Consider the following 23,574-nt stretch of genomic DNA (forward strand, 5'->3'; position numbering starts at 1 on the left):
AGGGGCGCAATTTTACGTCAGTTCGTTATAATTGCGCCCTTATGACGATTCGATAAAAGAGAGAATAAGTATGCGCCCAAGCGGAAGAGAAGTAGACCAGTTACGTCCCCTGAAAATTACCCGCAACTTCACAAAACATGCGGAAGGTTCCGTGCTTATTGAATGTGGCGATACCAAGGTTATCTGTACCGCCACGGTTGTACACGGCGTGCCACGATTTCTGCGAGGCAAGGGTCAAGGCTGGATAACAGCAGAATACGGTATGTTGCCACGCTCTACGGGCAACCGTATGGACCGCGAAGCCGCTCGAGGTAAACAAGGTGGCCGTACGGTCGAAATTCAGCGTCTGATTGGCCGTTCTTTGCGTGCGGCGGTGGATCTGAAAAAACTCGGTGAAAACACCATCACCATCGACTGTGACGTCATTCAAGCCGACGGTGGTACGCGTACTGCCTCGATCACTGGCGGTTTCGTCGCACTGGCCGACGCCATGCGGGTATTAGTCGAAAACAAAAAAATTAAACAAAACCCCATTGTGTCGCAAATCGCGGCGATTTCAGTGGGTGTGTACAAGGGCGTTCCCGTATTGGACTTGGATTACCCAGAAGACTCGAATGCCGAAACGGACATGAACGTTATTATGAATGATAAGGGCGGTTTTATTGAAATTCAGGGCACGGCTGAAGGTGAGGCGTTTAGTGACGAACACATGATGGGCATGTTAAAAGTGGCACGTAAGGGCATCGCTGAAATCATTGAAGCGCAACGCGCGGCTTTGTTTGATAAATAAGCGGTCTAATTGCGAGCCAAGTGGATCAATATAACCGACTCTTGGTGAGTATCCGCGTTACATCCGTAAATCCAGCTTAGGCTGGATTTTTTTATGCGAAGGATTGGCGTTTATTGTCAGTTATTGTGCGTGTTTTTGCGCCTCACACGGCCCCTGATCTCTGCGATTATTCTTGGCACCATAAGAATAAAAATAAGGAGAAGAACAGTGAGCCAACGAATCAAAACAGGCCTGACAGGCGCCTTGTTACTCACCAGCTTGACTGTGGCAGCCCAGCAAAATCCCCCCGACGTAACCGGTAAATGGCAGCTACAAAATGCCGATCAGACCCAAGCAACATTGGAAGTGGCGGTAAATAAGGTCGCAAAAGAGATGAATTTCTTTATCAGAGCCTTGGCCAAACCGGTTCTTCGCGAACAAACGCAGATTTGTGATCAATGGCAATTAGATTGGCAAAAAGCGCAATTCCAGTGGCAGTGCGACGACACTGAAACCGAGGTGGTACCCATGATTGCACAGGGCGAGAAGATCAAAACGGATGACGAAGGGGTGGATATTTTTGCAACCTATCAGCACACGGCAGACTCCGTGGTGGTGATTTTAACGTCAGAGCGGGGTAAAAGAACCAACACATGGCAACGATTGAACGATCAGAGACTGCTTTACACCGCTAAACTGGAATCAGAGAAGCTACCGACGCCACTAACCTGGTCATTGAATTACCGACGAGTTCCTTAATACGTACTGACAACGCAGATTAAAAAAGGCGCAATTTAGCGCCTTTTTTAGTGAAACGGTTTGCGCCAAGCAGACGGCTTATTGCTGTTACTCTTATTGCTGTTATTTACGAGGTAGTTTGCAGGAGTTGATCCCCAACAAAGTGTATAAACCACAAAAATTAAACAACCCTGTCAACAAAGGCAATACGCCAATGTAACCCCATACACCAATTACATTGGTTAAGGCTAATGCGATCAGTGCCGCGCCAACAATGATTCTCAATGCCTTATCTATGCCGCCAACGTTTGCTTTCATGATTGATTTCCTTATTTTAAAAGATGAGATAATGATAGAGCGTTATAGGATAACATTATTTTAAAAACATTAGATATATCTAATTTAATAATGTTGTGTTTATTTTCTTCTCTCGCTCGTCATTGCTCTGTGGTCGCTTTGTAGCGTCATGCCCAAAAAAAAGAGCAAACTCAATGAGCTTTGCTCTTTCTATACAACCAAAACAACGCAACAGCGCTTTTAACGCATCACGGCACCGTCAGGGGCAAAGTCAGCCGCTTTCAACGGTGAATGTGACTGGATGTATTCTACCAGCACATCGGCGTCGACATAGCCTGAGTTCACGTAGTTAGGGTGATTGACAATTTTAGGATAGCCATCACCACCCGAAGCGGTGTAGTTGTTCATGGCGATACGATACGTCTGGCTGGCATTCAGCGCTTCGCCATTGATCATGATATCCGTTGCTTGATCGTCTTCTAGGGTCAAAGATACACCATCAAATTGAGCAAAGGCACCGGTACCCGCTTGTTTCGCCGCCGCCGCAGACAAATACTCAGTCAGCTCATCTGCGGTGAAGTCAACATAAGAGACCATGTTGCCGAACGGTTGTACTTTCAACACGCTCTTGTAGGTCACAGTGCCTTTTTCAAGGTTATCGCGAATACCGCCAGAGTTCATGATGCCGATGTCTGCGTTGACTTTTTCTTTCATGGCAATGGAAATAAGGTTGCCTAGGTTGGTTTCTTCGTTTCGTACCACACTGCGATCACCGACAAAATCCACTTCGGAAAAACCAATTTCAACGTTTAATTCCGCTTGGCCTTTTTCTTGGAAAGGTGTCAGCATTTCCAGCATCGCAGGGTCCTGAGCGATTTCATTTTCTAAGAAAACACGCACAGAATTGCCATCCGCGTCTTTGATTTTCTTTTTCAAATTTACTGGAATCAAACGGTATTCGTAGTCAACAATGTCACCGTTTTTATAGACGAAATCCAAACGACCGACGTATTTACCCCATTCGTGCGCTTGAAGAATCAAGGTACCGTTTTGCTCATCTGGTTCAAATAAAGGGTTTTGAGAGTGACCACCAACGACCACATCAATGCCTGGAACCGCACGGGCTAGAGCAACGTCACCGGGTGCATTGCCACCGTGATCGCCATTTTTATAGTGCCCCATATGCGTCACTGCAACAACAAGATCGGCTTTTTTACGCAACGTTGGAATGAGGTCTTTTGCCACTTCAATAGGCGACTCAATCTTAATGCCATCAAGGTATTCTGGGTTGCCCAGTTTGACGGTATCGTCCGTTGTGAAACCGACCACAGCGACTTTTAAATCGTCTACTTGGAAAATTTGATAGGCATCAAACAGAGGTTTGCCGGTTTTTTCATCTAAAATGTTGGCTGATAGGAAGGGAAATCCCGCCCATTCTTGTTGTTGTTTTAAGACCGACAAAGGGTTGTCGAACTCATGGTTGCCCAGTGCCATGGCGTCGTAGTTAAGCATTTTCATACCACGGAAATCAGGCTCAGCGTCTTGCAAATCGGATTCAGGCACACCTGTGTTGATGTCACCACCAGACAGTAATAAGGAATTCCCCTCATTTAATGACACCTCTTCACGAATGTTATCGATCAGGGTTTTGCGTGCCGCCATGCCGTATTCGCCATTGCGATTTTGCCAGAAGCGCCCGTGGTGGTCATTGGTGTGCAAAATGGTAACGCGATACTCTTTGTCGGCTTCCCAGTCGGGCTGTTGTGGCCCCACGACAGAACAGGCAGTAATCGACAGTGCAACACCTGCGACGGCAAGATGTGCGAAAAAACGCTGAGTGGACGGCATGATTGAGTTCCTTAAATAATAAAAGTCGGCTGTATTTTTGCTCGCAGTGGCTAAATGACACTATGGAGTGACTTTTTATTTAACCAGACTAAAGAAAATGTATCGTATATTGATGACAAGTTCGAGAGACAGAGCGTCATTTTTGACCAATTGTGCAATATCTTGTTTTTAGCGGCCGCTTTCTTTATCAAGCAGGGCTTGTTTGCGCTCCAATCCCCAACGATAGCCGCCAAGATTGCCGTCGCTTCGTAGCACCCGATGACAGGGAATTAACACAGCAATACGATTTTTACCGCAGGCTGTGCCGACCGCACGCACAGCGTTAGGTCGATCGATTTGGGTGGCGAGTTCGCCATAACTGCGGGTGCTACCAGCCTGAATCGTCAATAAACGCTGCCAAACTTCTTTTTGAAAGTCGGTGCCGTGAAGGTCGAGAGGCAAGTCGGGGCACGGCGCTTTGGAGGAAATATGGTGATCTAACGCAGCTACCCAATCGTTGAGCGCTAGGGACGTTTGAGCGTTGGACGGTCTTAATTCAGCATTTGGAAATTCGTTATTCAATAGAGACACCAAACGTGTTTCGTCGTCACCAAATTGCACACAGCAGACGCCTTTCTCTGTAGCGGCCATGATCATCCACCCTAAGGCGGTACGACGACAGGCATAATCGATTCGACTTTTACTCAGGTTCTGCTTTACTTGGGCCATGATGTGTTCTCGATACAATAACAGTGACATCCAACATTATATTTTTCGGTTGATGTTTTAAACAAAAAATCTTTACCGTTACAGGTGTAAGTCACTTAAATAAATTAAATTGATTTAATAGGCGTTGGCCTGCATAATTTTTCACCTATTTTGTATTGATTAAAGAGAACACAACCATGACAACAAAAGTAATGGCCTTTGGCGAAGCCTTGATTGACTTTCTTTCTAACGGCGCCACTCAAGCGGGTGAGTTAGAGTCTTTCACGAAATTTCCCGGTGGTGCGCCAGCCAATGTGGCTGTTGCCGTGGCACGTTTGGGTGGAAACAGCCATTTTGTCGGTCAAGTGGGCGAGGATGCGTTTGGTCATTTCTTAAAAACGTCGTTGGACGATTATGGTGTGGACACCAGCAAGATGCTGATGACACAAGAGGCCAAAACCGCTTTGGCGTTCGTCAGTCTGGATAACACCGGTGAGCGCAGCTTTGAATTTTATCGTAGCCCATCGGCAGACATCTTGTTTCGTGACAGCGACTTTGATGGCGCTTGGTTTGCCGACGAACAGGGCGTGTTCCATACCTGTTCCAACACCTTAACGGACGCTGATATTACTCAAGCCACTACTGCGGGTGTGAAAATGGCGCGCGCGGCCAATTGGATTGTCAGCATCGATGTGAATTTGCGTACTAACTTGTGGCCCAACGGTCAGGTAAACACGCAACGCGTTATTGATTGGATGCAAAGCGGCGATGTGGTCAAAGCCAGTTTAGAAGAGCTTGCCGTTATGGCGGAAGACCCTTTTGCGTTGATTAATGACAGCCTTGCGGCAGGTGTGAGCTTGTTCGTGTTGACCGACGGCGGCAACCCAATTCGCTTTTACACGAAAGCTCACGGTGAGCATAAAGTTGTCACGCCAAAAGTGGCCGTAAAAGACACCACCGCAGCGGGCGATGCTTTTGTGGGTGGCTTGCTGTACAAACTCGCAGAGTTAGGCGGCGACAGCGCGTCGTTGACGCAGTTAACCGCTTCACAGTTGGTGGACATTGTACGTTTTGCGGCCGCTTGTGGTGCGGATTCCGTGACCAAGCTGGGGGCGTATCCGTCTTTGCCTAGCTTGGCGGAAGCAGAAGCGCAATTAGCACGTTTTTAAGCCACTTTGCTGATGCCTACTGGCTTGCTCCCAAGGAGAGAGCAGGGCACTATGATGTGACTTAATCATACAGACCTCGGAGAGCAAGATGACGTCGGATTTGAATTGGTGGAAAGGGGGAATTATTTATCAAATATACCCACGCAGTTTTATGGATTCAAATGGCGATGGCATCGGTGACCTGGTGGGCATTACGGGTAAATTAGAGTACGTCGCTTCGTTGGGCGTCGACGGGATTTGGTTATCGCCTATTTTTACCTCGCCCATGAAAGACTTTGGCTACGATGTGTCGGATTACCGAGACATCGATCCCATGTTTGGCACCTTGGCGGATTTTAAAGCGCTGACTGAACGTGCCCATGCCCTGGGTTTACAGGTGATGATTGATCAGGTGATCAGCCATTCCTCTGATGTGCATCCTTGGTTTGAAGAGAGCCGACAGGATAAAACGAACCCCAAAGCGGATTGGTATGTGTGGTCTGATCCCAAGCCCGATGGTTCACCGCCAAATAATTGGTTGTCGATCTTTGGTGGCAGTGCCTGGAAGTGGGACAGCCGTCGTCTACAGTACTATTTACACAACTTTTTAGAATCCCAGCCAGACTTCAATTTCCATCATCCAGAAGTGCGTCAAGTGCATCTAGACACCATGCGGTTTTGGCTAGACATGGGCGTTGATGGCTTTCGCCTTGATACGGTGAATTTTTACTTCCACAGCCAAGGTTTGGAAGATAATCCTCCGGTGTTGCCCGGCGAACCTAAAACCATGGGTGCACCGCACGATAATCCATACACTTATCAGCGCCATGTGTATGACTTGAGTCGCCCTGAAAATGTACCGTTTTTACAACAAGTGCGTGCCCTGCTAGAGGAATACCCCGGTCGTGCCATGGTGGGGGAAATTGGCGATGATTTTCCGCTAAAACGGATGGCGGAATACACGTCCGGAGGCGATAAACTTCATATGGCCTACACCTTTGATTTTCTCAATAAGCCTCATTCCCCCGAGTACATTCGTACCACTTTGACGAACATGAACGAGACGGTAGCAGATGGTTGGCCGTGCTGGGCATTGTCGAATCATGATGTGATGCGCGCTCGTACTCGTTGGGGGGGCGATGCGACGGATGGCGAGCAGTATGCGCTAACGGCGATGGCGTTGATTCTGTCGTTGCGCGGCAGTGTGTGCTTGTATCAGGGGGAAGAACTCGGTTTGCCTGAAGCGGACGTGCCGTTTGAGCGTATTCAAGACCCTTACGGCATTCCTTTATGGCCGGTGTTCAAAGGCCGTGATGGTTGTCGAACGCCTATGGTGTGGGATGAAAGTGAACAAGGCGGATTCTCCACGGTCGAGCCTTGGTTGCCTGTGGACCCGCGCCATTTATCACTCAGTGTCGCGGTGCAAGAAGCAAACTCAGACGCCTTGCTACACAAGGTGCGCAGGTTGATTTACTGGCGTCAACAACAGGCTGTATTGCGTAAGGGATCACTTACTCTATTGCCGGTAGATAATGAGCAACTGGTGGCGTTTGTGCGGGAATATGAAGGACAACGTCTGTGGGTGGTGTTGAACCTGACAGGAGAGACACAGCAGGCGACATTGGAAGCAAACCTTCAGCCTGTGACGGGGCATGGTTTTCGTAGTCACTTAACCGGTCTTACGCTGACCTTGCCGGCCTATCAAGTGGGTTATTACACCCAATAGCTGGCGATATCCGCGTCCAAATCCATATGATACGCCATCTGAGCTTGCAAAAGCTCGGCTGACGATAGGGCATCGGTTAACGCATGGTGCGCTTTATAGCGTGGCAGTTTGTAACGCTGTCGGCAGGCATCTAAGCGCAAAGAAGGCGGTTGCCCAAAGCGTTTCCACCAAGGCCGATGCATCACCTGCCGTTCAATGTCCATGGTGTCCAGAACCGGAAAGTACAGTGGATAGCCGTATATTTTCATTGAAGCTTCGAGCAAAAATTGTCGTTCGATCGAGACGCAATGCACGACCACGACTTGTTGTGTTAATGCCTCAAGAATATCGTCTAAAATCGCCTCTAGCCTAGGCGCTTCGGCCAACTCGGTGTGCGTAATTTCATGGATGGTGACGGATTCTGCGTTCAGTGATCGTTCAGGCTTGGCCATCCAATATTTGGCGCCTTGGCAACGAATGGTCTGATGATTAAGAGGAATCAGACCAAGACTGATGATTTCATCTTGGCTTGGTTCCAGCCCTGTAGTTTCCAAATCCAAAGCCAGTAATGGCGTGTCTTTGAGGGGTATTTGCGCGGCGATCATACCGGCTTCATAAAAGCGTTTGAGTGGGCCTTCGGGTGCTTCTTTTGCCCAATCAGCGTACATGGCTTGCCAATCTTGCTGATTTTTTGGTGGGATCTTTTTAACACAAGCGGTCTTTGTGGTGGCTTTGTTCATCAGCTGCGTTTCCCTGCGTAGCGAAATTTAATAAATTCCTGCTGACGAGACACAATATGAAAGGCATCCCTTAAGTGGCGTTTCTCAAAAGACGAAAGGTTTTCAGGGTTCACTTGGTTATTGGGTTCTTCGCCGGCTTCAATTTGTTCTTTTTGATTGCGAATCCGCACCATGCCAATCATTTCCAGCGCTAAGGCCAGGTCTTTGGCACGGCCGTCTGGTAACAATCCTGCTTCTTCAATGTCTTCGATGCGCTCTAGGGTGTTGAGTTTATCACTGCCGCAGGCAAGGGCGTGCACACGGACAATATCAATGATGGGGGCGATGCCGCGCTCTTTCAGGTTGAAGGTGTGCGACTGTTTGCCGCCTCCATCCAAGACAAATTGGCGGAAGAACCCCAAAGGCGGTTTACGCTGATTGGCGTTGCGGGCCATATAGGTTAAAAAACCTGAGTGTTGTTTGACTTCTTGGCGAATGTGGCGGTTGAGTTGTTTGGCAAGCGTTTTATCGCCGTAGATACCACGCAGATCGAAGAAAATCGACAGGTGCAACAGGGCTTCCGCTTTGGGTTTTTGTATCCAATCGCTAAAGTAACCTTTCCAGACTTTCAATGGCTGACGCCAGCGTGTGTTGGACGCCATGATGTCGCCCGTACAAAGGTCATAACCACAGTCGTCTAGGTGCTGACATACCCAGTCAGACAGTGCTTTGAAGTAGTCACCGTGCTGTTCAGGGTCGTATTTGTCGCTTAGAATCAGCGCGTTATCTTGATCGGTTTTGATGGTTTGCTCTTCTCGGGCTTGCGATCCTAGGGCAATAAAACAATAAGGCACCGGTGGTGGGCCAAACTTTTCTTCGGCCAGCTTGAGCAAGCGTTTTACAAAAGCCGTACCAATATGCGACATGGCATTGCCGATCATTTGTGTATTGGCATCGGCCAGCACCAGCTGAGTGAAGGTGTGGGTCATTTTACGACTGATATTTTTCAGTCCTTCAATGCTGGTTTGTTTGTAAATATCACTGATCAAATAGACACTGCCATGACTTTCTTTTTGAATCAGATCGCCCGTGCTGATCACCCCAATAGGACGGCCATGTTTAATAATGGGAATATGGTGAACATTACGTTCCATCATTTTCAGCACGGCTTCTGACGCGTAATCACCACTGTCCATGATAATAGGGTCATGGGTCATAATGCTGGAAATAGGGCAGTCGTAGCTGAGCCCCTGCGCCACGGCTCGGGTGCGCAGATCGCGATCCGTGACAATGCCAATCAGTTCATCGTTTTCAGTGATCAACAAACTGGAGACACGATGTTCGGTCATGATTTGCGCCGCGGTACGAATATCAGAAGATTGATCCGTACTGATGGGTTGACGACGCAATAAGCTCACAACGGGGCAGGTCATTAAAGAGACATCTGAGCTCTGTGAATCCATGGCAATGCGCAAACGGACTTCGCGAGCCAGTTCAAAAAAGTCGGAAAAGGTATCGTTTTCTTCATAGAATTTAAGAAACCAGCGTGCAGGAATGCGGTACAGCAAGCTGTCTTCTATGGTACGCATGGCTTGTGAAGATTTTCCCCCACGCAATAACGAGAAGTAGCCAAACAGCTCCCCTTCGTTCATACGTCGAATCATTTTATTTTCTTTACTTAATACCTCAATGGCACCACTGCGAATGAAAAACAACGCGTTGTTCAAGGCGCTGGGGGCGATCACCCATTCGCCTGCTCGCACGTATTGAATTTCCACTTCTTTACTCATGTCATGCAGTTGCGGGTCGTCGGCGATGTCGTCAAAGGGCGCGTGTTGGCACAACGCATCGAGTATTTCGGTTAATTCAACGTCCATCGTGGTTACTACCTATGAGTTGGGTGATCAGTGTTAGAAAAAAGGCGTGACCATGGTCACGATGCCAATGATAAGAAACAGTGCGCAGGCCAGCTGCCTTGTACGATTGGCATCGATCTTATTCATCAACCAATGCCCTGCGAAAACCACTGGCACATTTGCGAGCATCATGCCTAACGTGGAGCCTATCAAGACCAGCCAAACACCGCCATAGTGCGCACCCAATAAGACGGTAGCGATTTGTGTTTTGTCGCCAATTTCGGCAAGGAAAAAGAGCAGGAAAGACGCCCCAAAGGCACCGTATTTCAGCATCTTGCTGTCATCGCTGTTGTCTTTATCGGGAATTAATAACCATAGACCGACAGCAATAAAGCTCAGTCCAACGACCCAGTTTAAAGCGCTGTCAGGGATCCAATGTGACAGTTCGACCCCTAGCCAAGCGGATACGCCATGGTTGAATAGGGTCGCCAATAAAATGCCCATAACGATGGCCATTTTCGAGGTAAAACGCGTCGCGAGGAATAGGGCTAAGAGTTGGGTTTTGTCGCCCATTTCCGCTAAAGCCACAGTAAAGACGGAGGTGAAAAAGGTGTCCATTTCAATGTGTATCCTAGGTGGGCGATCAAACAAAAGACAACAACTCGGGCCCACCTGGCCAAGTGTGTGTCTTAAGTCTCATCAATCCTACGACTTGTGCCGTGTTAGGACTTCTTTGCCACGAGCATGAGGCTCAATGATGTTGACAAAGAATCTTTGCGTTTTCTGTCTGCGTTACGCTAACAATACGACAAAGAAGATTACTCCCCCAAGAGAGCGATGATAATAGGGTATTTCCCTAAAGAAAACAACGCGAGGAACCGAGGTTGCTCGCGTTGTTTTGTGTGCTTCTTTCTCCATTGCTGGTGAGAAGCAGGATGTCAGCCTTACTTTTTAAGGCGTGAATCAGCGACTATTTGTATAAATGCATGTCGCTCTTCAGACCCTTCCATAAGCTCACACACATAATAAGCATGAGGACAGTAAACGGCAGACCAATCGTAATGGCCGCGGCCTGGATCGCACTAAGGGCTTCAGAGCCACCCCCAACAAGCAATGCAATCGCGATAACCCCTTCCAAAACGGCCCAGAAAACGCGCTGAATCATGGGCGCATCGGTTTTACCACCGGCGGTAATACCGTCGATAACCAAAGAGCCTGAGTCGGATGAGGTAACAAAGAATACCAAGACCAACACAATGCCGATAAAGGAAATAACAGACGTCATGGGAAGGTTTTCAAACATTTGGAACATAGCCAAAGACGAATCTGTGATGCCATTTGCCAATACGCCAATGCCGTTTGCAGACTGATCAAGGGCAGAACCCCCAAAGATCGACATCCAAACCAAAGACACAGCGGTGGGTACTAACAGAACCGCGATAACGAATTCACGTACTGAACGGCCACGAGAAACGCGCGCGATAAACATACCAACGAATGGCGACCAAGAAATCCACCACGCCCAATAGAACACAGTCCAGCCATGGAAGAAGGTTTCATCTTCACGACCAATCCAGTTACTGAGAGGAATAATGTTATCAACGTAATTGAATAGGTAAGAGCCCATCGCAGAGAAAATAGCGCCTGTGCTGCCCACAATCACAATAAAGATGGCGAGCACGGCAGCGATTAACATGTTGACGTTAGACAGCAGTTTTACGCCGCCTTCTAGGCCACGTGCTACTGAGATAATTGCCACACCGGTAACACCACAAATGACAAGGATTTGTGTGGTTAGAGTATTGGGCACATCAAACAAGAAATGCAGGCCACTGCTGGCTTGCAGTGCACCAAAGCCTAAAGACGTGGCCAAACCAAAAATGGTGGCAATAACCGAAATCACATCAATAATATGACCGATAGCGCCCCATACTTTCTCACCAAACAATGGGTAAAAAGCCGAACGAATCGTTAGAGGAAGCCCTTTATTGTAGGCAAAAAATGCCAAAGACAAACCGACAACCGCATAAATTGCCCAAGGATGCAGCCCCCAGTGGAACATGGTGGCGCCCATGGCCAACTCTCTCGCCTCGGGAGTGTTTGGTGCGACATCAAATGGGGTGCCGTACCAGCCAGTATAATAGGCAACGGGCTCTGCAACACTCCAGAACATCAAGCCGATGCCCATGCCAGCGGCAAACAGCATAGAGAACCACGTGATGGTTGAATGATCCGCTTTGGCGTCTATGCCACCGAGGCGTATTTTACCAAAAGGCATCACAATCAAGAGTAGGCAGAATAGAACAAAAATATTACCAGAAACGACAAACAACCAATCAAAGTTACTGATTGACCAATTCTTGGCGCCAGCCAATACACTACTGGCGTCGGTAGGAAAGAGAATGCTGCCAACGATAAAAGCAAAAATAATGATGGCACTGGTGGTAAACACCGGGTTTAGTACATCAAGGCCAAGAAACTGAATGTTATCCTGCCCCACTTTATAAGAGGTGTTGTATTCGGACCGACCCTTGTCGGGCACTTTATGACTCATGAATTTCTCCTGAATGGACGCAAAGCATTTCAGTATTCTGGTAACGGCGTCTTTTGTTCCTTCTCATCACTTATTCCTATTCTGTCCCGGTTAGATTAAAAAACCATGACAGTGCGGGTGGTTACCCGTATGAGAATAAAAACGAGGGTATTGTTATAGAGTAGTAAACGACGTCGTTCGGAGTAGCCTGTTGAATTGCTTATCAAATTGTGGGTTTTAAATAACAAAAAAAGCCATCTTGGGATGGCTTTTTTTGTTATTAGCAATGTCAAGGGTACATCAATTTAGTTAGATGTCAAATTACAGTCAATAATTTGACTCATTCTGATAAGAACAATTCAAGCAACTCATTAAGAAACAACTTGCCTTTTTCTGTGGTTTTTACGCGTTTTTGCTGCCATTCATACGCGTCTAAAAGGCCACGTTTTAGGGCTATTTCACCCGCGTTAAGCAGGTCTTGCGGTACTTCTTGATAAGTAAAGCGTTCGTAATCGGCTAATTCGAAGGTTTCAAATAGGCGTAGACGGTTCATCATAAATTCTAATGGCAAGTCTTCTTGCGCGATGGCGTCCTTAATGATGAGGGCTTCGGGTAAGTTATGTAAGTAGTGATTGGGGTGTCGTGTCTTTCGTGTTCGAAAGATCTGTCCATCGGCTAAGGTTATTTTACCATGAGCGCCGGCGCCGATACCAAGATAGTCCCCAAAGCGCCAATAGTTCAGATTATGTGCCGCACGTTTGCCGACTTTTGCGTTCGCCGATACTTCGTATTGGTCATAACCATAATGAGTTAAGCGCGCCTGACCGGCGTCTTGGATTTCCCAAAGGGTATTGTCTTCTGGTAAAGCGGGAGGGCGACGATAAAACTCGGTATTTGGCTCTATAGTGAGTTGATACCAAGATAGATGCTCTGGGTTTAAATCGATTGCCAGTTGCAGGTCTTCCATTGCCATAGCACGGCTTTGCTCGGGTAAGCCATGCATCAAATCGAGGTTGATATTGTCAAAGCCTGCGGCTCTGGACTTATCCACAGCATGAATGGCTTCGTCACGGTTGTGGATTCTTCCTAGGGTTTTCAACAGGTTTGGCTGAAAACTTTGAATGCCAATGGATAAACGATTGATGCCCGCTTGACGAAAGTGACGAAATTTTTCTTGTTCAAACGTGCCCGGGTTGGCCTCCATGGTGATTTCAGCATTATCCACCCAAGTCAGCTTGTCACGCAGTGCGTCCATTAACTGATAGTAGAAGTCTTCACTCATTAGGCTGGGCGTTCCACCACCGATAAACGCGGTTTGGATAGGTCGACCTGCTACGTAAGCAAGGTCCACGTCTAAGTCGGCCAGCAACTGAGCAAGGTACGCGGCTTCAGGCAGTTTGCCATCGTGTTCAAAGCGATCCGCTTGGTGTGAATTGAAATCGCAATAGGGGCACTTTCGTACGCACCAAGGTAAGTGAATATACAGGCTCAGCGGTGGTAACAAGGTACTCACAGGCGTTGACCTTGCTCTTTTTCAGCTTGGAACGAGGCGAGCAACTGCTGTAAGGCTTGAGCACGGTGGCTGATTTTGTTTTTAATGTTTTTGGCGAGACTCGCGGCACTACAACCTTGCTCTGGCACATAGAAAATAGGGTCGTAGCCAAAACCTTCTTGCCCTTCATGGGCAGTGAGAATACGACCTTCCCATACACCATGGAAGACTTTGGGTGTTGGGTCGTTTTGATGACGCATGTAGGCTAAGACGCAGTGGAAGCGTGCCGTACGCTGTGATTCTGGTACACCGTCTAGTTTTTCCAAAAGCAACGCATTGTTGGCGTCGCTATTGCCGTGTTCTCCGGCGAAGCGGGCGGAATAAATACCGGGAGCGCCATTAAGATAATCCACCTCAATACCAGAATCATCAGCCAGTGCCGGTAGACCTGTATGAGCACAGGCATGGCGAGCTTTTAAAATCGCATTTTCAATAAAGCTTAAGCCGGTTTCTTCTGCCTCTTCAAAATCAAACTCGTTCTGCGGTTTGACTTCGATGCCTACGTCGGCCAGTAACGCATTGAATTCTTTAATCTTGCCAGCATTGTTGCTGGCTAAAACGAGAGTGTGGCTCATGGTATTGTCCTGAATTGTGTGGTGCCGTTGGGCGTCAGTTAACGACTAATATGAAAAATGGCGGTTTCGCTGAATAGGTTGGGCATAGAGCGAATCCACCAGTGGTCTTTTAACTGCCCATCCACCGCCGCCCAGCGCAAAATTTTGATGTCTTTTTCACGACACAGACGTTCAAAGTCTTGGAAGGTGAAAAAGTGAATGTTGGGTGTGTCGTACCAGTTGTATGGTAAAAATTCTGACACGGGCATGCGCCCTTTTAACGCCAAATGCATGCGACTACGCCAGTGCCCAAAATTGGGGAACGTAATGATGCATTCTTTGCCGATACGGAGCATTTCATCAATCAACAGGTCTGGACGACGAAACTGCTGTAGGGCATGGGTCATCAGCACTAGGTCAAAGCTTTGGTCATCAAAGTTGTGCAAGCCTTCATCGATGTTTTGTTCTAGTACCGGAATCCCTTTCGCAATACAGGTATTGAGGTCGTCGTGACCAATTTCTAAGCCATAGCCTTTTACCTGTTTGTTTTGAATTAGGTGATGAAGCAGTTCTCCAGGGCCACAGGCCAAATCCAGCACTCGAATATTGGGTTTGACCCATTCATCGATCATTTCTAAATCAGAGCGCATCGGTTTTCTCCGTCAGGTGGCTGGCAACACGGGTTAAAAAAGTACTTAGCACGGCCATATAGCGTGGAATTGGAAACAAAAAGGCATCGTGACCTTCGGTGGCTTCGATCTTAGCGTAAGCAACCGACTTTCCAGCTTTGACCAAGGCGTCGACAATCTCTTCGCTGCGCTCAGGGGAAAAGCGCCAGTCCGTGGTAAAGGAGACCAGTAGAAACTCACATTCTGCTTTGCTAAGCGCGGCCGCCAGATCCCCATCGGTATGCGCTGCAGGATCAAAATAATCCAATGCCTTGGTCATCAGCATATAGGTGTTGGCATCAAAACGTTTGGTGAACGCTTTTCCCTGATAGCGCAGGTAGCTTTCCACCTCAAACTCAATATCGTAATTATACTGATAGGTGTCATGTCGCATTTGGCGACCAAATTTTGCGCCCATGGCATCATCGGATAAATACGTAATATGACCGAGCATGCGTGCCAACCCAAGTCCATTGGTGGGTATCGAGTCGTTTTGCAAATAGTGGCCATCACAAAACTCTGGGTCACGTCGAATGGACTGACGGGCCACTTCGTTAAAGGCAATGTTCTGCGTTGACAGCTTAGGAGCAGAAGCAATAATCACGGCCGCTTTGAGGCGAGTGGGGAAGCGCGTACTCCAGTCTAGAACCTGCATACCGCCTAGACTGCCCCCAACAATGGCGGCAAAGGTTTGAATGCCCAGCTTATCCGCTAAACGTGCCTGACTTTCGACCCAGTCTTCAACGGTAACAAGAGGAAAATCAGCTTCCCAGCGCTGGCCAGTGTCTGGATTAACGGTCGTTGGGCCTGTTGAGCCGGAGCAGCCGCCTAAGTTGTTTAAAGACACAACAAAAAAGATATTGGTATCAATGGCTTTACCGGGACCAATGGCGGAGTCCCACCACCCTGGTTTTCTATCTGACATGGCGTGATAACCCGCAGCATGGTGATCACCGCTGAGAGCATGACAGATAAGAATGGCATTAGAAGCGATGCTATTGAGCGTGCCATAGGTTTCGTAGGTAAGCTGATATGAGGACAGTGTTTGTCCGCAGGAAAGCGCTAACGGTGTATCGAATTGCGTCACCTGTGGCGTCACAATTCCTACAGAGTCGGCTGGAATGACGTCCGGCATAGAGTTTTATTGTCCTAATGAAATGCTCGAATTCCCAAAAAGAACAGTGGGAAAATCCATCGATGAATGATGCCATACAGTCTAGCGCCTGCACTGTATGGCATCAAGCAGTTGATCACCCCCACCATGGATTTCAGTGTATTGCCTTTGCTTTTATTGACAGGAACCGTTAAGCCTCTCTGAGTGTAAATACCTGAGTTTTCGTGGCGAGCTGGGTTGAAAGCTGCTGAATTTGTTGGGTCTTGTCGGCTAAGACATCAATGGATTGAGTGTCCTGATTAAGCTGACGAGCGATTTCGACCATTTCCGTACTCATTTGCACGGCGGTACTGGCGACGTCTTGAATGGCACTGGCCATTGTGTCGGTAGACTGCGATCCTGTCATGGCAAAATGTTCAATATCACGAATGGCTTCTTCGGCTTTTTGGCCATTAGTGCTGATGGTTTTCAGATTTTCTTGGCCATTTTCCATGGTGCTGATGGCGGTTTGGGTAGAGGATTGAATGGTGTTGACGATGTCCGTGATTTTGGCGGTGGCATCAACGGTTTTTTCTGCCAACGCTCGTACTTCATCGGCGACGACAGAGAAACCACGACCGGCTTCCCCTGCGCGCGCGGCTTCAATCGCCGCGTTGAGCGCCAGTAAGTTCGTTTGACTGGCGAGGTCGTTGATCATGGCAATCACATTATCGATATTTTTTGATAAGCGTCCCAACTCATCCAGTTGTTGGCTGGTGGTATGCACAATGCTTAGGGTGTTGTTGATGCTGCTGATCACAGTGCTAATAATGTCTGCACCAGATTTTGCGGATAAATACGTATCACTGGACTGCGCGCGAATGCTGTCGGTGGTAGAAGACAATTCGGTTAAGCGGCTGGAAATGTCATCGGTGGCCTTGGCAAGCGAATGGGTACGTTCGTTGACTAGGTGGTTGCTGCTGGAAATGCGTCCGATGGTATTGTTTAAATCGGTCGACATGGTATCCACGCTGCTCGTCGTTGAGACGACATCCTTCAGTACGTCGCCTAGTCCCATTGTCATTTCATTGAGTGACTGGCTGAGTTGGTCAAACTCGTCATTACGTTTGCTATTGACGGTCGCCTGTGAAGACATGTCACCTTGTTTGACCTTCTCAAGATCATGAATAATGTTACGTAACGTGGTGTTAACACTGCGGCCAATAGCGAGCATTAACAGCGTAGCAATAAGAATAACGGCAATGCTGACGGACAATAAAGTGACACTGGCTTGGTTGGAGCGCTTTTCGGCCAGTGCTTCTGCGTCGATGAGTTTTCCTTCCATCAGTTGTTTAGAGGTAATTTGACTGAGTGTGAACTGCATTTTTTGTGAGTTATAAGTGTTTTCAATAATACCTAGCTTAACGTATTCCTCCCCATAGGCGATGAGGGCATCTCGGTATGCGTAGGCTTTGACACCATGGGTGTCTTGAAAACCAAAGTTGTCAATACGGGTCTCAAAACGAGAAAAACTGTTGTTAAATTCTTCTAAGTTGGCCTCTGATGGATCAGATAAATAGCTGGCTTCCGCTTTGCGAACATTCGTAAATTCGCGTTTTAGAAGGCTGAGTTTGCGCACGTCATTGCTCAGCTCCGCTCCCATCATATCAATACTGCCGCGCAGTCCTGAAGTGGAGTCAAAACCTATGAGGTGACGTTCCTTGATCAGCGCCATTAACGCTTGGCTGTAGAGCGTGATGGAGTCTAGATTGTTTGTTAAGGCGTCTTTTAATGCTTTGCTTTCGGCTCGGTTGATGTTTTTGGTGAGCATTTCTGCGTTGATGTCGATTTGCTGGTAAGCACTTTTTACATAATCGTGGTAATTATCAGCGGTAATGGAGCGCAGTTTGTCAGCAATTTCGAGCATGCTAATACTGAGCTGATCATTGGATGTTTGAATTTTAGACAGTTTCTTCAGTTCATCGTTGGCGCTTTGTTGAGAAGACAATCCATTCATCGCCACAAAAGTGACTATGATGAAGCCAATAACAGCGGTTACCAGTAAAGAGAGGAGTTTGGTTTTAAACGTCAGATTTGCCAGCATAATGGCGATTCCTAATCAGTAAAGGGTGAGGTAAAGCACACGTTGGTGTGTGTGTCTAATGGGCTGTATGCAAACATCGTGCAAGGAAATACAAAAAGTTACATAAGAGAGGCGTTTAGCGATGTATTAGCAGACGCGGCGGTTGGCGAGAGGAAAAAAGGCAAAAACGCCAGACACAAAGAGCACACAAAAAACCGAATGGGCTTTAATGGTGCATCGTGTGGTATGTGTAGAGGAGCAGGGCATCATTATGGGTACCCTGCTTGGATCTGTTGAGTTTACTCAGGCGAAAGGTTGGGTGACTTCAAATAAGCGATACACCAGTTGGCCGGCGTTTTTTTCTTTTACCAGCGACCAGTGATCAGGCAACAAGGGAAGGCTCGCTTCTTTTTCCATTTCAATATAGACATGGGCACGTGGCGCTAACCAGCCTTTTTCCAGCAAAGGAATGATTTGCCCTAGCCAGCCTTTACGAAAAGGAGGGTCTAGAAACACAATATCCAGGGCGTGGGGAACGCTAGACTCCAAAAACACCGCTGCGTTTTGTGCGACAACAGTGGCATTGGTGGCGTTGAGCGTCGCAAGATTGGCGGTCATTTGCTGGGACACGGTGCGCGAGTTATCAACGAAGGTCACGTGTTTTGCGCCACGAGATAAGGCTTCTAACCCCAAGGCGCCTGAACCACAAAACAGATCCCCACATACGGCACCAGGTAAATAGGCATTGATCCAATTAAACAGGGTTTCACGCACGCGATCTGGAGTTGGACGCAGCCCTTCGATATTGGGTACTGGCAACTGACGGGAACGCCATTCACCGGCAATGATGCGCAATTTTGAGGCCTTTGCCTTACTTTTATTCGAGGCATTATTCAGCGTGTTTTTCTTCATTGGTCAACTTGAGTCTCTTGATGGGGCGAAGGAATGGGTAGGCGCGCTAAGGCCGCTCTATAGTCTTCTATAGTAAAGGTATCGAGTGTGTTTTTGTAGTTTTCTGCAAAGGTGGCCAAGGTCAGGGAGCCGTTTTCGTCAGTCACTTGAGTGGCGATCGTACGCCACCAAGTCGGTGACAGTGCTTGTTGCTCAAGATATTCTCTTAGGGCAACGAGTTGAGCTTGAAAAACATCGGTGTCTTGGCTCGATGTGTGTTGAGTGTCCGCTTTCCAGAGTTGCAAACTGAGCCAGTTTTGTATCGATTCTACAGGGCTGAGCGAAGCGAGGTCGTTTGTTGGCACAGGGGATTGATAGCGCTGGCTAATCTGATCGAGTGCATTAACAAGGCGCGTTTTCGTCTCATCAGATGCATAGCCAATAACAAAAATGGTTGATGCCGAGTGTTGCAGAGCAGCATAGTACGCTTTTATTTGCGCCAACGTGTGAAGAGGGTATGTGGGATCATTGGCTTTCTGCTGGCGTTGCCATCGGTCAAGTGTGCGGTATTTAAAGTCTGGCTTGTTCAGCCATGGTGTGACTAAGGACAAGGTCGGACGCAAATACGCCAACTCATTGCTCATGGTTAGACTGATGGTTTGGCGTCCAGGCTCGTAATGACTGCTGACCTGTGCCGCTAAGGGGCTGAGCCGTTGGTTTATGGGAGACGTACTAAGAGGCAATGAATCACTCATTAGCATGGCGAACGTGGTTTGCGCCAAGGACAAATCTTCATCGACCGTTTGAAATACAAGGCTGACGTCGAGTTTATCGCTTTGTTGCCAAGCGTCTTGTGTTAACCAGACGATAGGGATACCTGATGCGGTCTCGGTATTGTCTATGTTGGGCGTGGGTAAGGCGCTGTTTGGTGCAGTCAAATTGAGTAGCCAGATGGCCAAGGTACAAAACAGCATAATAGCGGCTAAAACGGGACGGCTAAAAAGGGGTTTGCTAGTGTCGGCCATAATGCACCCTAAAACGGTGTGGGTTAAGATCTGGCCTAAGAAAACTAAGCCTGTTTGCAAGTCAGAATGATGTTAAAATAATCGTTTTTATGTGTCCATGTACGTCGCGTTGGAATAAATCATAGCATTTCAGCGTTGCTTGTTGCATCAGCCAAAATAAAGAGACCAATTGAATGGAAATTGTTAATCAAATTATTGCTTTTTTCACGCCTTATTTGGGCGAGAATGCGCGTTATGTTCCTGCCGCAATCGGTACGCTGTTAGCGGTGATTGCGTTTTTTATTCGTCGTCGTTTCGTGAATAAAATGCATGCAGATATTATTGAGGCGAAGAAAAAGGATATAGAAGCGTCTAACACAGGCGAAAAAGACGCAGAGTCATCAGAAGTGTTGGGAAACAACGCCGAAGCAACAGCAAAAGCGGCGACGGCAGAGTCTGTGGTGACAGATGAACCGGTGGAAGTGCCCACGGTAAAAGATGGGGTAGATGGCAAACCGACGCAGCCATTGGCGGATAAAGTGGCTAACAAGGTGCCGGATAAAGCGCCTGAAGAAAAAGCCAGTCAGCCAGCACAACCCACTTTATCTTGGGCGCAACGGATTAAGTCAGGGTTGTCACGGACTCGAAGTGGACTGGGTAATGGCTTGTCTTCTGTGATTGGGACAAGCAAAAAGGTCGATGACGATTTATTAGAAGAACTGGAAACCCAGTTATTAATGGCGGATGTGGGAATGGATGCCACGCAAGCTTTGATGAAAGGGCTGACAGAAAAGTTAAATCGTAAAGAATTGAAAAACGCGGATACCTTGTTGAGTCACCTAAAAGCGGACATGGAAGGTATTTTAGGTGCATCGCAGCAGGTTTTAGAGCCAACCCATCAAGATGGTCCCTTTGTGATTCTTATGGTTGGGGTCAATGGGGTCGGTAAAACCACCACCATTGGTAAGCTGGCGAAAAAATATCAGGCTGAAGGTAAAAGTGTTATGTTGGCGGCGGGCGATACTTTTCGAGCCGCTGCTGTTGAGCAATTACAGGTATGGGGTGAGCGCAACAATGTGCCTGTTGTCGCTCAGCATACAGGTGCCGATTCTGCTTCTGTGATCTACGATGCGATCGAGTCGGCAAAAGCCAAAGGCGTGGACATTGTGATTGCCGACACCGCTGGTCGCTTACAAAATAAAGCCAATTTGATGAATGAACTGTCCAAAGTGGTTCGGGTGATGAAAAAGCTCGACGTGCAGGCGCCCCATGAAGTGATGTTGGTATTGGATGCGGGAACCGGACAAAACGCGATCAGTCAGGCGAAGTTATTCTTAGAAGCGGTAGGTGTGACAGGGATTACGCTGACAAAACTAGACGGTACGGCAAAAGGGGGCATCATCTTCGCCATTGCGAAACAATTTGCTCTGCCAATACGTTACATTGGTGTTGGTGAGCAAGCGGATGATTTACGTCCTTTCGTTGCGCAAGAGTTTGTGGATGCGTTGTTTGATAACGAATAAATTTTAGTATGAGGGGTGCGGGTCTAGCGTGGAAATTGAATTTCAGCGAGTAGGAAAAAAATACGAGAGCGGGCAAGAGGCTTTATCTCAAGTGAGCTTTCATCTTCAGCAAGGTGAAATGGCTTTTCTTACAGGGCATTCCGGCGCAGGCAAAAGCACCCTGATGAAATTAATGATGATGATTGAGCGCCAAACGTCGGGGCAAATCTTGATCGATGGTGTGGATTTACGCACCTTAAGTCGCCGGGCTATTCCCCAACATCGACGGCGTGTTGGGGTTGTGTTTCAAAATCACCAGTTGTTGTTTGATCGCAGTGTTTTTCACAATGTGGCTTTGCCATTGCAGGTCAGTGGTGCAGACCCCCAACAAATTGCGAAGCGTGTTCGTGCGGCATTAGACAAAGTTGGCCTACTCGACAAAGAGAAATACAATCCAATGGCGTTATCGGGTGGTGAACAGCAGCGTATTGGTATTGCCCGAGCGGTGGTCAATAAGCCTCAGCTTCTTTTAGCCGATGAACCCACAGGGAACCTCGACCCTAAGTTGTCGGCGGAAATTATGAACCTATTCCAAGAGTTTAACCGAGTTGGGGTCACGGTATTGGTGGCCAGTCACGATTTGGCCTTGGTTGCTCGTATGCGCCATCGTGTGCTGACCTTAAGTCATGGTCGCATGGTGAATGATGGGGGCTTTGGCTCATGACACAAAGACCGAATCAGCGCGGTGCCACTCGACAGTCCGTTAAAGCCACTCAACATCATTGGCCAACACGATCGGCGTTTCAGCCTGGTAAATACTTTCGCCAACACCAGGCGACATTAGCAGAAAGTTTTATGCGTTTGGTGCATTACCCATTGGCCAGTGTGATGACAGTGATGGTCATCGCGATTGCTTTGTCTTTGCCCGGTGGTTTGTATGTTTTGTTAAAAAATGTGCATGCAGTGACGGATCAATGGGAGCAACAGTCGGTCATTACGCTGTACCTTTTTCCTGAGTTAGAAGACACGCAAGCACTGGCACTTTCCCATCGTTTGTCTGCACAGGAAGAGATTGCATCGGTGGAATACATTTCTAAAGAGGAAGGCTTACGCTATTTTGAGCGTTCGAGTGGCTATGAACAAATCATGTCTGCCTTGCCTGAAAATCCTTTGCCTATTGTGTTACGAGTCCTTCCCAACGAAGTGGTCGATGTTGCCACCTTGCCTAACTTGCAAGCTTTACGCGATCAATTGGCGTCACAAAAAGAAGTGGATCATGCAGAGCTAGACGCACAATGGTTACAGCGCCTCGCCAGTATATTGAGCTTTGGACAACGTTTTTCTTATGCATTGTCGATATTGCTAATAGTGGCTGTGTTGTTAATTGTCGGCAACACCATACGTATGGCAGTAGAAAGCCGTCGTGACGAAGTGCTGGTAATGAAGTTGGTTGGCGCAACCGATGCCTATATTCGTCGGCCTTTTTTGTATATGGGATTTTGGTTTGGCGTGCTAGGAGGGTGTTTTGCTAGCCTATGCATTCTTGTGCTCAGCTGGTGGGTGAGCTCACCGGCCGAGCGGCTAATAGAGCTTTATCAAAGCGGTTTTCAGTTACAGACTTTTAATGCAGATGAGATTGTTTTGTGTTTAACTATTAGCGCGCTTGTGGGAGTGATAGGTGCATGGATTGCCGTTAATCGACACATTGCCAATATTGAGTTGCAATAACGATTGCTTAATGCTTTTTTGATTAAAAAAACATTTTTAACACTATTTGCACCTCACTTTCGTATACAGAACAGCCGTATATTAGGCAGCGCATTGTAAATAATGGGGTTAAAAGCAGGCTCTTCAAGAGGATCGCCATGATTTATTCTTATTTAAGTCACATATAAACCGGCGTTACTTGCTAGTATTTTGGCATGTT

The 23,574-nt window shown here is 47.7% G+C and carries 21 protein-coding genes and 1 riboswitch; of the genes, 7 read left to right on the forward strand and 14 right to left on the reverse strand.

Annotated features, from left to right (window positions below; genetic code table 11):
• Positions 1 to 70 precede the first annotated feature (70 nt).
• Positions 71 to 790, forward strand: coding sequence for a ribonuclease PH (gene rph, locus LG368_RS07640; protein ID WP_226754137.1), 720 nt, complete (start codon positions 71 to 73; stop codon positions 788 to 790).
• Positions 791 to 997: 207 nt separating this feature from the next.
• On the forward strand, positions 998 to 1,528 hold the full coding sequence (locus LG368_RS07645; RefSeq protein ID WP_226754138.1) for a hypothetical protein: 531 nt from the start codon (positions 998 to 1,000) through the stop codon (positions 1,526 to 1,528).
• A gap of 102 nt (positions 1,529 to 1,630) precedes the next feature.
• On the opposite strand, the gene LG368_RS07650 is transcribed toward LG368_RS07645, so the two are convergent.
• The 3 genes from LG368_RS07650 to LG368_RS07660 form a co-directional block, all read right to left on the reverse strand.
• Positions 1,631 to 1,825, reverse strand: coding sequence for a YgaP family membrane protein (locus tag LG368_RS07650; RefSeq protein WP_226754139.1), 195 nt, complete (start codon positions 1,823 to 1,825; stop codon positions 1,631 to 1,633).
• Between the two features lie 219 nt (positions 1,826 to 2,044).
• Positions 2,045 to 3,652: a bifunctional UDP-sugar hydrolase/5'-nucleotidase UshA gene (ushA, locus tag LG368_RS07655; protein WP_226754140.1), complete on the reverse strand. Its 1,608-nt coding sequence runs from the start codon at positions 3,650 to 3,652 to the stop codon at positions 2,045 to 2,047.
• A 168-nt stretch (positions 3,653 to 3,820) separates the two neighbouring features.
• Complete coding sequence (locus tag LG368_RS07660; RefSeq protein WP_226754141.1) at positions 3,821 to 4,360, reverse strand: methylated-DNA--[protein]-cysteine S-methyltransferase; 540 nt, start codon at positions 4,358 to 4,360, stop codon at positions 3,821 to 3,823.
• A 176-nt stretch (positions 4,361 to 4,536) separates the two neighbouring features.
• On the opposite strand from LG368_RS07660, the gene LG368_RS07665 reads away from it, so the two are divergent.
• On the forward strand, positions 4,537 to 5,508 hold the full coding sequence (locus tag LG368_RS07665) for a carbohydrate kinase family protein (RefSeq protein ID WP_226754142.1): 972 nt from the start codon (positions 4,537 to 4,539) through the stop codon (positions 5,506 to 5,508).
• 88 nt (positions 5,509 to 5,596) lie between these two features.
• Positions 5,597 to 7,213, forward strand: coding sequence for an alpha-glucosidase family protein (locus LG368_RS07670; RefSeq protein WP_226754143.1), 1,617 nt, complete (start codon positions 5,597 to 5,599; stop codon positions 7,211 to 7,213).
• Here the strand turns inward: LG368_RS07670 and LG368_RS07675 are convergent.
• The 11 genes from LG368_RS07675 to LG368_RS07725 all read right to left on the reverse strand — a co-directional run bounded on the left by LG368_RS07675 (position 7,201) and on the right by LG368_RS07725 (position 20,166).
• The gene (locus tag LG368_RS07675) at positions 7,201 to 7,932 is read right to left on the reverse strand and encodes a 3'-5' exonuclease (protein ID WP_226754144.1); all 732 of its coding nucleotides are present in this window, start codon (positions 7,930 to 7,932) and stop codon (positions 7,201 to 7,203) included. The two genes, LG368_RS07670 and LG368_RS07675, sit on opposite strands and share 13 nt — an antisense overlap.
• On the reverse strand, positions 7,932 to 9,788 hold the full coding sequence (locus LG368_RS07680; RefSeq protein ID WP_226754145.1) for a putative nucleotidyltransferase substrate binding domain-containing protein: 1,857 nt from the start codon (positions 9,786 to 9,788) through the stop codon (positions 7,932 to 7,934). The genes LG368_RS07675 and LG368_RS07680 overlap by 1 nt, the downstream gene beginning before the upstream one ends.
• Positions 9,789 to 9,821: 33 nt before the next feature.
• Positions 9,822 to 10,385, reverse strand: coding sequence for a TMEM165/GDT1 family protein (locus LG368_RS07685; protein WP_226754146.1), 564 nt, complete (start codon positions 10,383 to 10,385; stop codon positions 9,822 to 9,824).
• Positions 10,386 to 10,395: 10 nt separating this feature from the next.
• Positions 10,396 to 10,606, reverse strand: a riboswitch (yybP-ykoY riboswitch).
• A 131-nt stretch (positions 10,607 to 10,737) separates the two neighbouring features.
• On the reverse strand, positions 10,738 to 12,321 hold the full coding sequence (locus LG368_RS07690; protein WP_226754147.1) for a BCCT family transporter: 1,584 nt from the start codon (positions 12,319 to 12,321) through the stop codon (positions 10,738 to 10,740).
• Positions 12,322 to 12,640: 319 nt separating this feature from the next.
• Entirely contained in the window at positions 12,641 to 13,813 is a 1,173-nt protein-coding gene (hemW, locus tag LG368_RS07695) for a radical SAM family heme chaperone HemW (RefSeq protein WP_226754148.1), read from the reverse strand.
• Complete coding sequence (locus LG368_RS07700; RefSeq protein ID WP_226754149.1) at positions 13,810 to 14,427, reverse strand: XTP/dITP diphosphatase; 618 nt, start codon at positions 14,425 to 14,427, stop codon at positions 13,810 to 13,812. The genes hemW and LG368_RS07700 overlap by 4 nt, the downstream gene beginning before the upstream one ends.
• A 38-nt stretch (positions 14,428 to 14,465) precedes the next feature.
• Positions 14,466 to 15,056, reverse strand: a complete 591-nt coding sequence (gene metW / locus LG368_RS07705) for a methionine biosynthesis protein MetW (RefSeq protein ID WP_226754150.1) — start codon at positions 15,054 to 15,056, stop codon at positions 14,466 to 14,468.
• On the reverse strand, positions 15,046 to 16,209 hold the full coding sequence (gene metX / locus LG368_RS07710) for a homoserine O-succinyltransferase MetX (RefSeq protein ID WP_226754151.1): 1,164 nt from the start codon (positions 16,207 to 16,209) through the stop codon (positions 15,046 to 15,048). Before metX ends, metW begins: the two co-directional genes overlap by 11 nt.
• A 169-nt stretch (positions 16,210 to 16,378) precedes the next feature.
• Positions 16,379 to 18,271 (reverse strand): methyl-accepting chemotaxis protein, encoded by a 1,893-nt coding sequence (locus LG368_RS07715; RefSeq protein WP_226754152.1) that lies wholly within the window; start codon positions 18,269 to 18,271, stop codon positions 16,379 to 16,381.
• Positions 18,272 to 18,553: 282 nt separating this feature from the next.
• Positions 18,554 to 19,162 (reverse strand): 16S rRNA (guanine(966)-N(2))-methyltransferase RsmD, encoded by a 609-nt coding sequence (gene rsmD / locus LG368_RS07720; RefSeq protein WP_226754153.1) that lies wholly within the window; start codon positions 19,160 to 19,162, stop codon positions 18,554 to 18,556.
• Positions 19,159 to 20,166, reverse strand: a complete 1,008-nt coding sequence (locus LG368_RS07725; protein ID WP_226754154.1) for a hypothetical protein — start codon at positions 20,164 to 20,166, stop codon at positions 19,159 to 19,161. The genes rsmD and LG368_RS07725 overlap by 4 nt, the downstream gene beginning before the upstream one ends.
• Before the next feature lie 173 nt (positions 20,167 to 20,339).
• On the opposite strand from LG368_RS07725, the gene ftsY reads away from it, so the two are divergent.
• Genes ftsY through ftsX form a run of 3 tightly spaced genes read left to right on the forward strand, consistent with a single transcriptional unit; the run spans position 20,340 to position 23,375 of the window.
• Positions 20,340 to 21,668, forward strand: a complete 1,329-nt coding sequence (gene ftsY, locus LG368_RS07730; protein WP_226754155.1) for a signal recognition particle-docking protein FtsY — start codon at positions 20,340 to 20,342, stop codon at positions 21,666 to 21,668.
• Between the two features lie 28 nt (positions 21,669 to 21,696).
• Positions 21,697 to 22,371 carry a cell division ATP-binding protein FtsE gene (gene ftsE / locus LG368_RS07735; protein ID WP_226754156.1) on the forward strand — a complete coding sequence of 225 codons (675 nt, stop codon included), beginning with the start codon at positions 21,697 to 21,699 and terminating at the stop codon, positions 22,369 to 22,371.
• A complete protein-coding gene (ftsX, locus tag LG368_RS07740) occupies positions 22,368 to 23,375 on the forward strand; it encodes a permease-like cell division protein FtsX (protein ID WP_226754157.1) in 1,008 nt (335 codons plus the stop codon). The genes ftsE and ftsX overlap by 4 nt, the downstream gene beginning before the upstream one ends.
• Positions 23,376 to 23,574: the final 199 nt, after the last annotated feature.

Source organism: Marinomonas algarum (assembly GCF_020532605.1).
Taxonomy (GTDB): domain Bacteria; phylum Pseudomonadota; class Gammaproteobacteria; order Pseudomonadales; family Marinomonadaceae; genus Marinomonas; species Marinomonas algarum.

What these genes read in the sequence shown, in the direction of transcription:
- rph (WP_226754137.1), top strand. Translation starts at nt 71, where the DNA reads ATGCGCCCAAGCGGAAGAGAAGTAGACCAGTTACGTCCCCTGAAAATT.
- LG368_RS07650 (WP_226754139.1), bottom strand. Translation starts at nt 1,825, where the DNA reads ATGAAAGCAAACGTTGGCGGCATAGATAAGGCATTGAGAATCATTGTT.
- ushA (WP_226754140.1), bottom strand. Translation starts at nt 3,652, where the DNA reads ATGCCGTCCACTCAGCGTTTTTTCGCACATCTTGCCGTCGCAGGTGTT.
- LG368_RS07660 (WP_226754141.1), bottom strand. Translation starts at nt 4,360, where the DNA reads ATGGCCCAAGTAAAGCAGAACCTGAGTAAAAGTCGAATCGATTATGCC.
- LG368_RS07665 (WP_226754142.1), top strand. Translation starts at nt 4,537, where the DNA reads ATGACAACAAAAGTAATGGCCTTTGGCGAAGCCTTGATTGACTTTCTT.
- LG368_RS07670 (WP_226754143.1), top strand. Translation starts at nt 5,597, where the DNA reads ATGACGTCGGATTTGAATTGGTGGAAAGGGGGAATTATTTATCAAATA.
- LG368_RS07675 (WP_226754144.1), bottom strand. Translation starts at nt 7,932, where the DNA reads ATGAACAAAGCCACCACAAAGACCGCTTGTGTTAAAAAGATCCCACCA.
- LG368_RS07680 (WP_226754145.1), bottom strand. Translation starts at nt 9,788, where the DNA reads ATGGACGTTGAATTAACCGAAATACTCGATGCGTTGTGCCAACACGCG.
- LG368_RS07685 (WP_226754146.1), bottom strand. Translation starts at nt 10,385, where the DNA reads ATGGACACCTTTTTCACCTCCGTCTTTACTGTGGCTTTAGCGGAAATG.
- LG368_RS07690 (WP_226754147.1), bottom strand. Translation starts at nt 12,321, where the DNA reads ATGAGTCATAAAGTGCCCGACAAGGGTCGGTCCGAATACAACACCTCT.
- LG368_RS07700 (WP_226754149.1), bottom strand. Translation starts at nt 14,427, where the DNA reads ATGAGCCACACTCTCGTTTTAGCCAGCAACAATGCTGGCAAGATTAAA.
- metW (WP_226754150.1), bottom strand. Translation starts at nt 15,056, where the DNA reads ATGCGCTCTGATTTAGAAATGATCGATGAATGGGTCAAACCCAATATT.
- metX (WP_226754151.1), bottom strand. Translation starts at nt 16,209, where the DNA reads ATGCCGGACGTCATTCCAGCCGACTCTGTAGGAATTGTGACGCCACAG.
- LG368_RS07715 (WP_226754152.1), bottom strand. Translation starts at nt 18,271, where the DNA reads ATGCTGGCAAATCTGACGTTTAAAACCAAACTCCTCTCTTTACTGGTA.
- rsmD (WP_226754153.1), bottom strand. Translation starts at nt 19,162, where the DNA reads ATGAAGAAAAACACGCTGAATAATGCCTCGAATAAAAGTAAGGCAAAG.
- LG368_RS07725 (WP_226754154.1), bottom strand. Translation starts at nt 20,166, where the DNA reads ATGGCCGACACTAGCAAACCCCTTTTTAGCCGTCCCGTTTTAGCCGCT.
- ftsY (WP_226754155.1), top strand. Translation starts at nt 20,340, where the DNA reads ATGGAAATTGTTAATCAAATTATTGCTTTTTTCACGCCTTATTTGGGC.
- ftsX (WP_226754157.1), top strand. Translation starts at nt 22,368, where the DNA reads ATGACACAAAGACCGAATCAGCGCGGTGCCACTCGACAGTCCGTTAAA.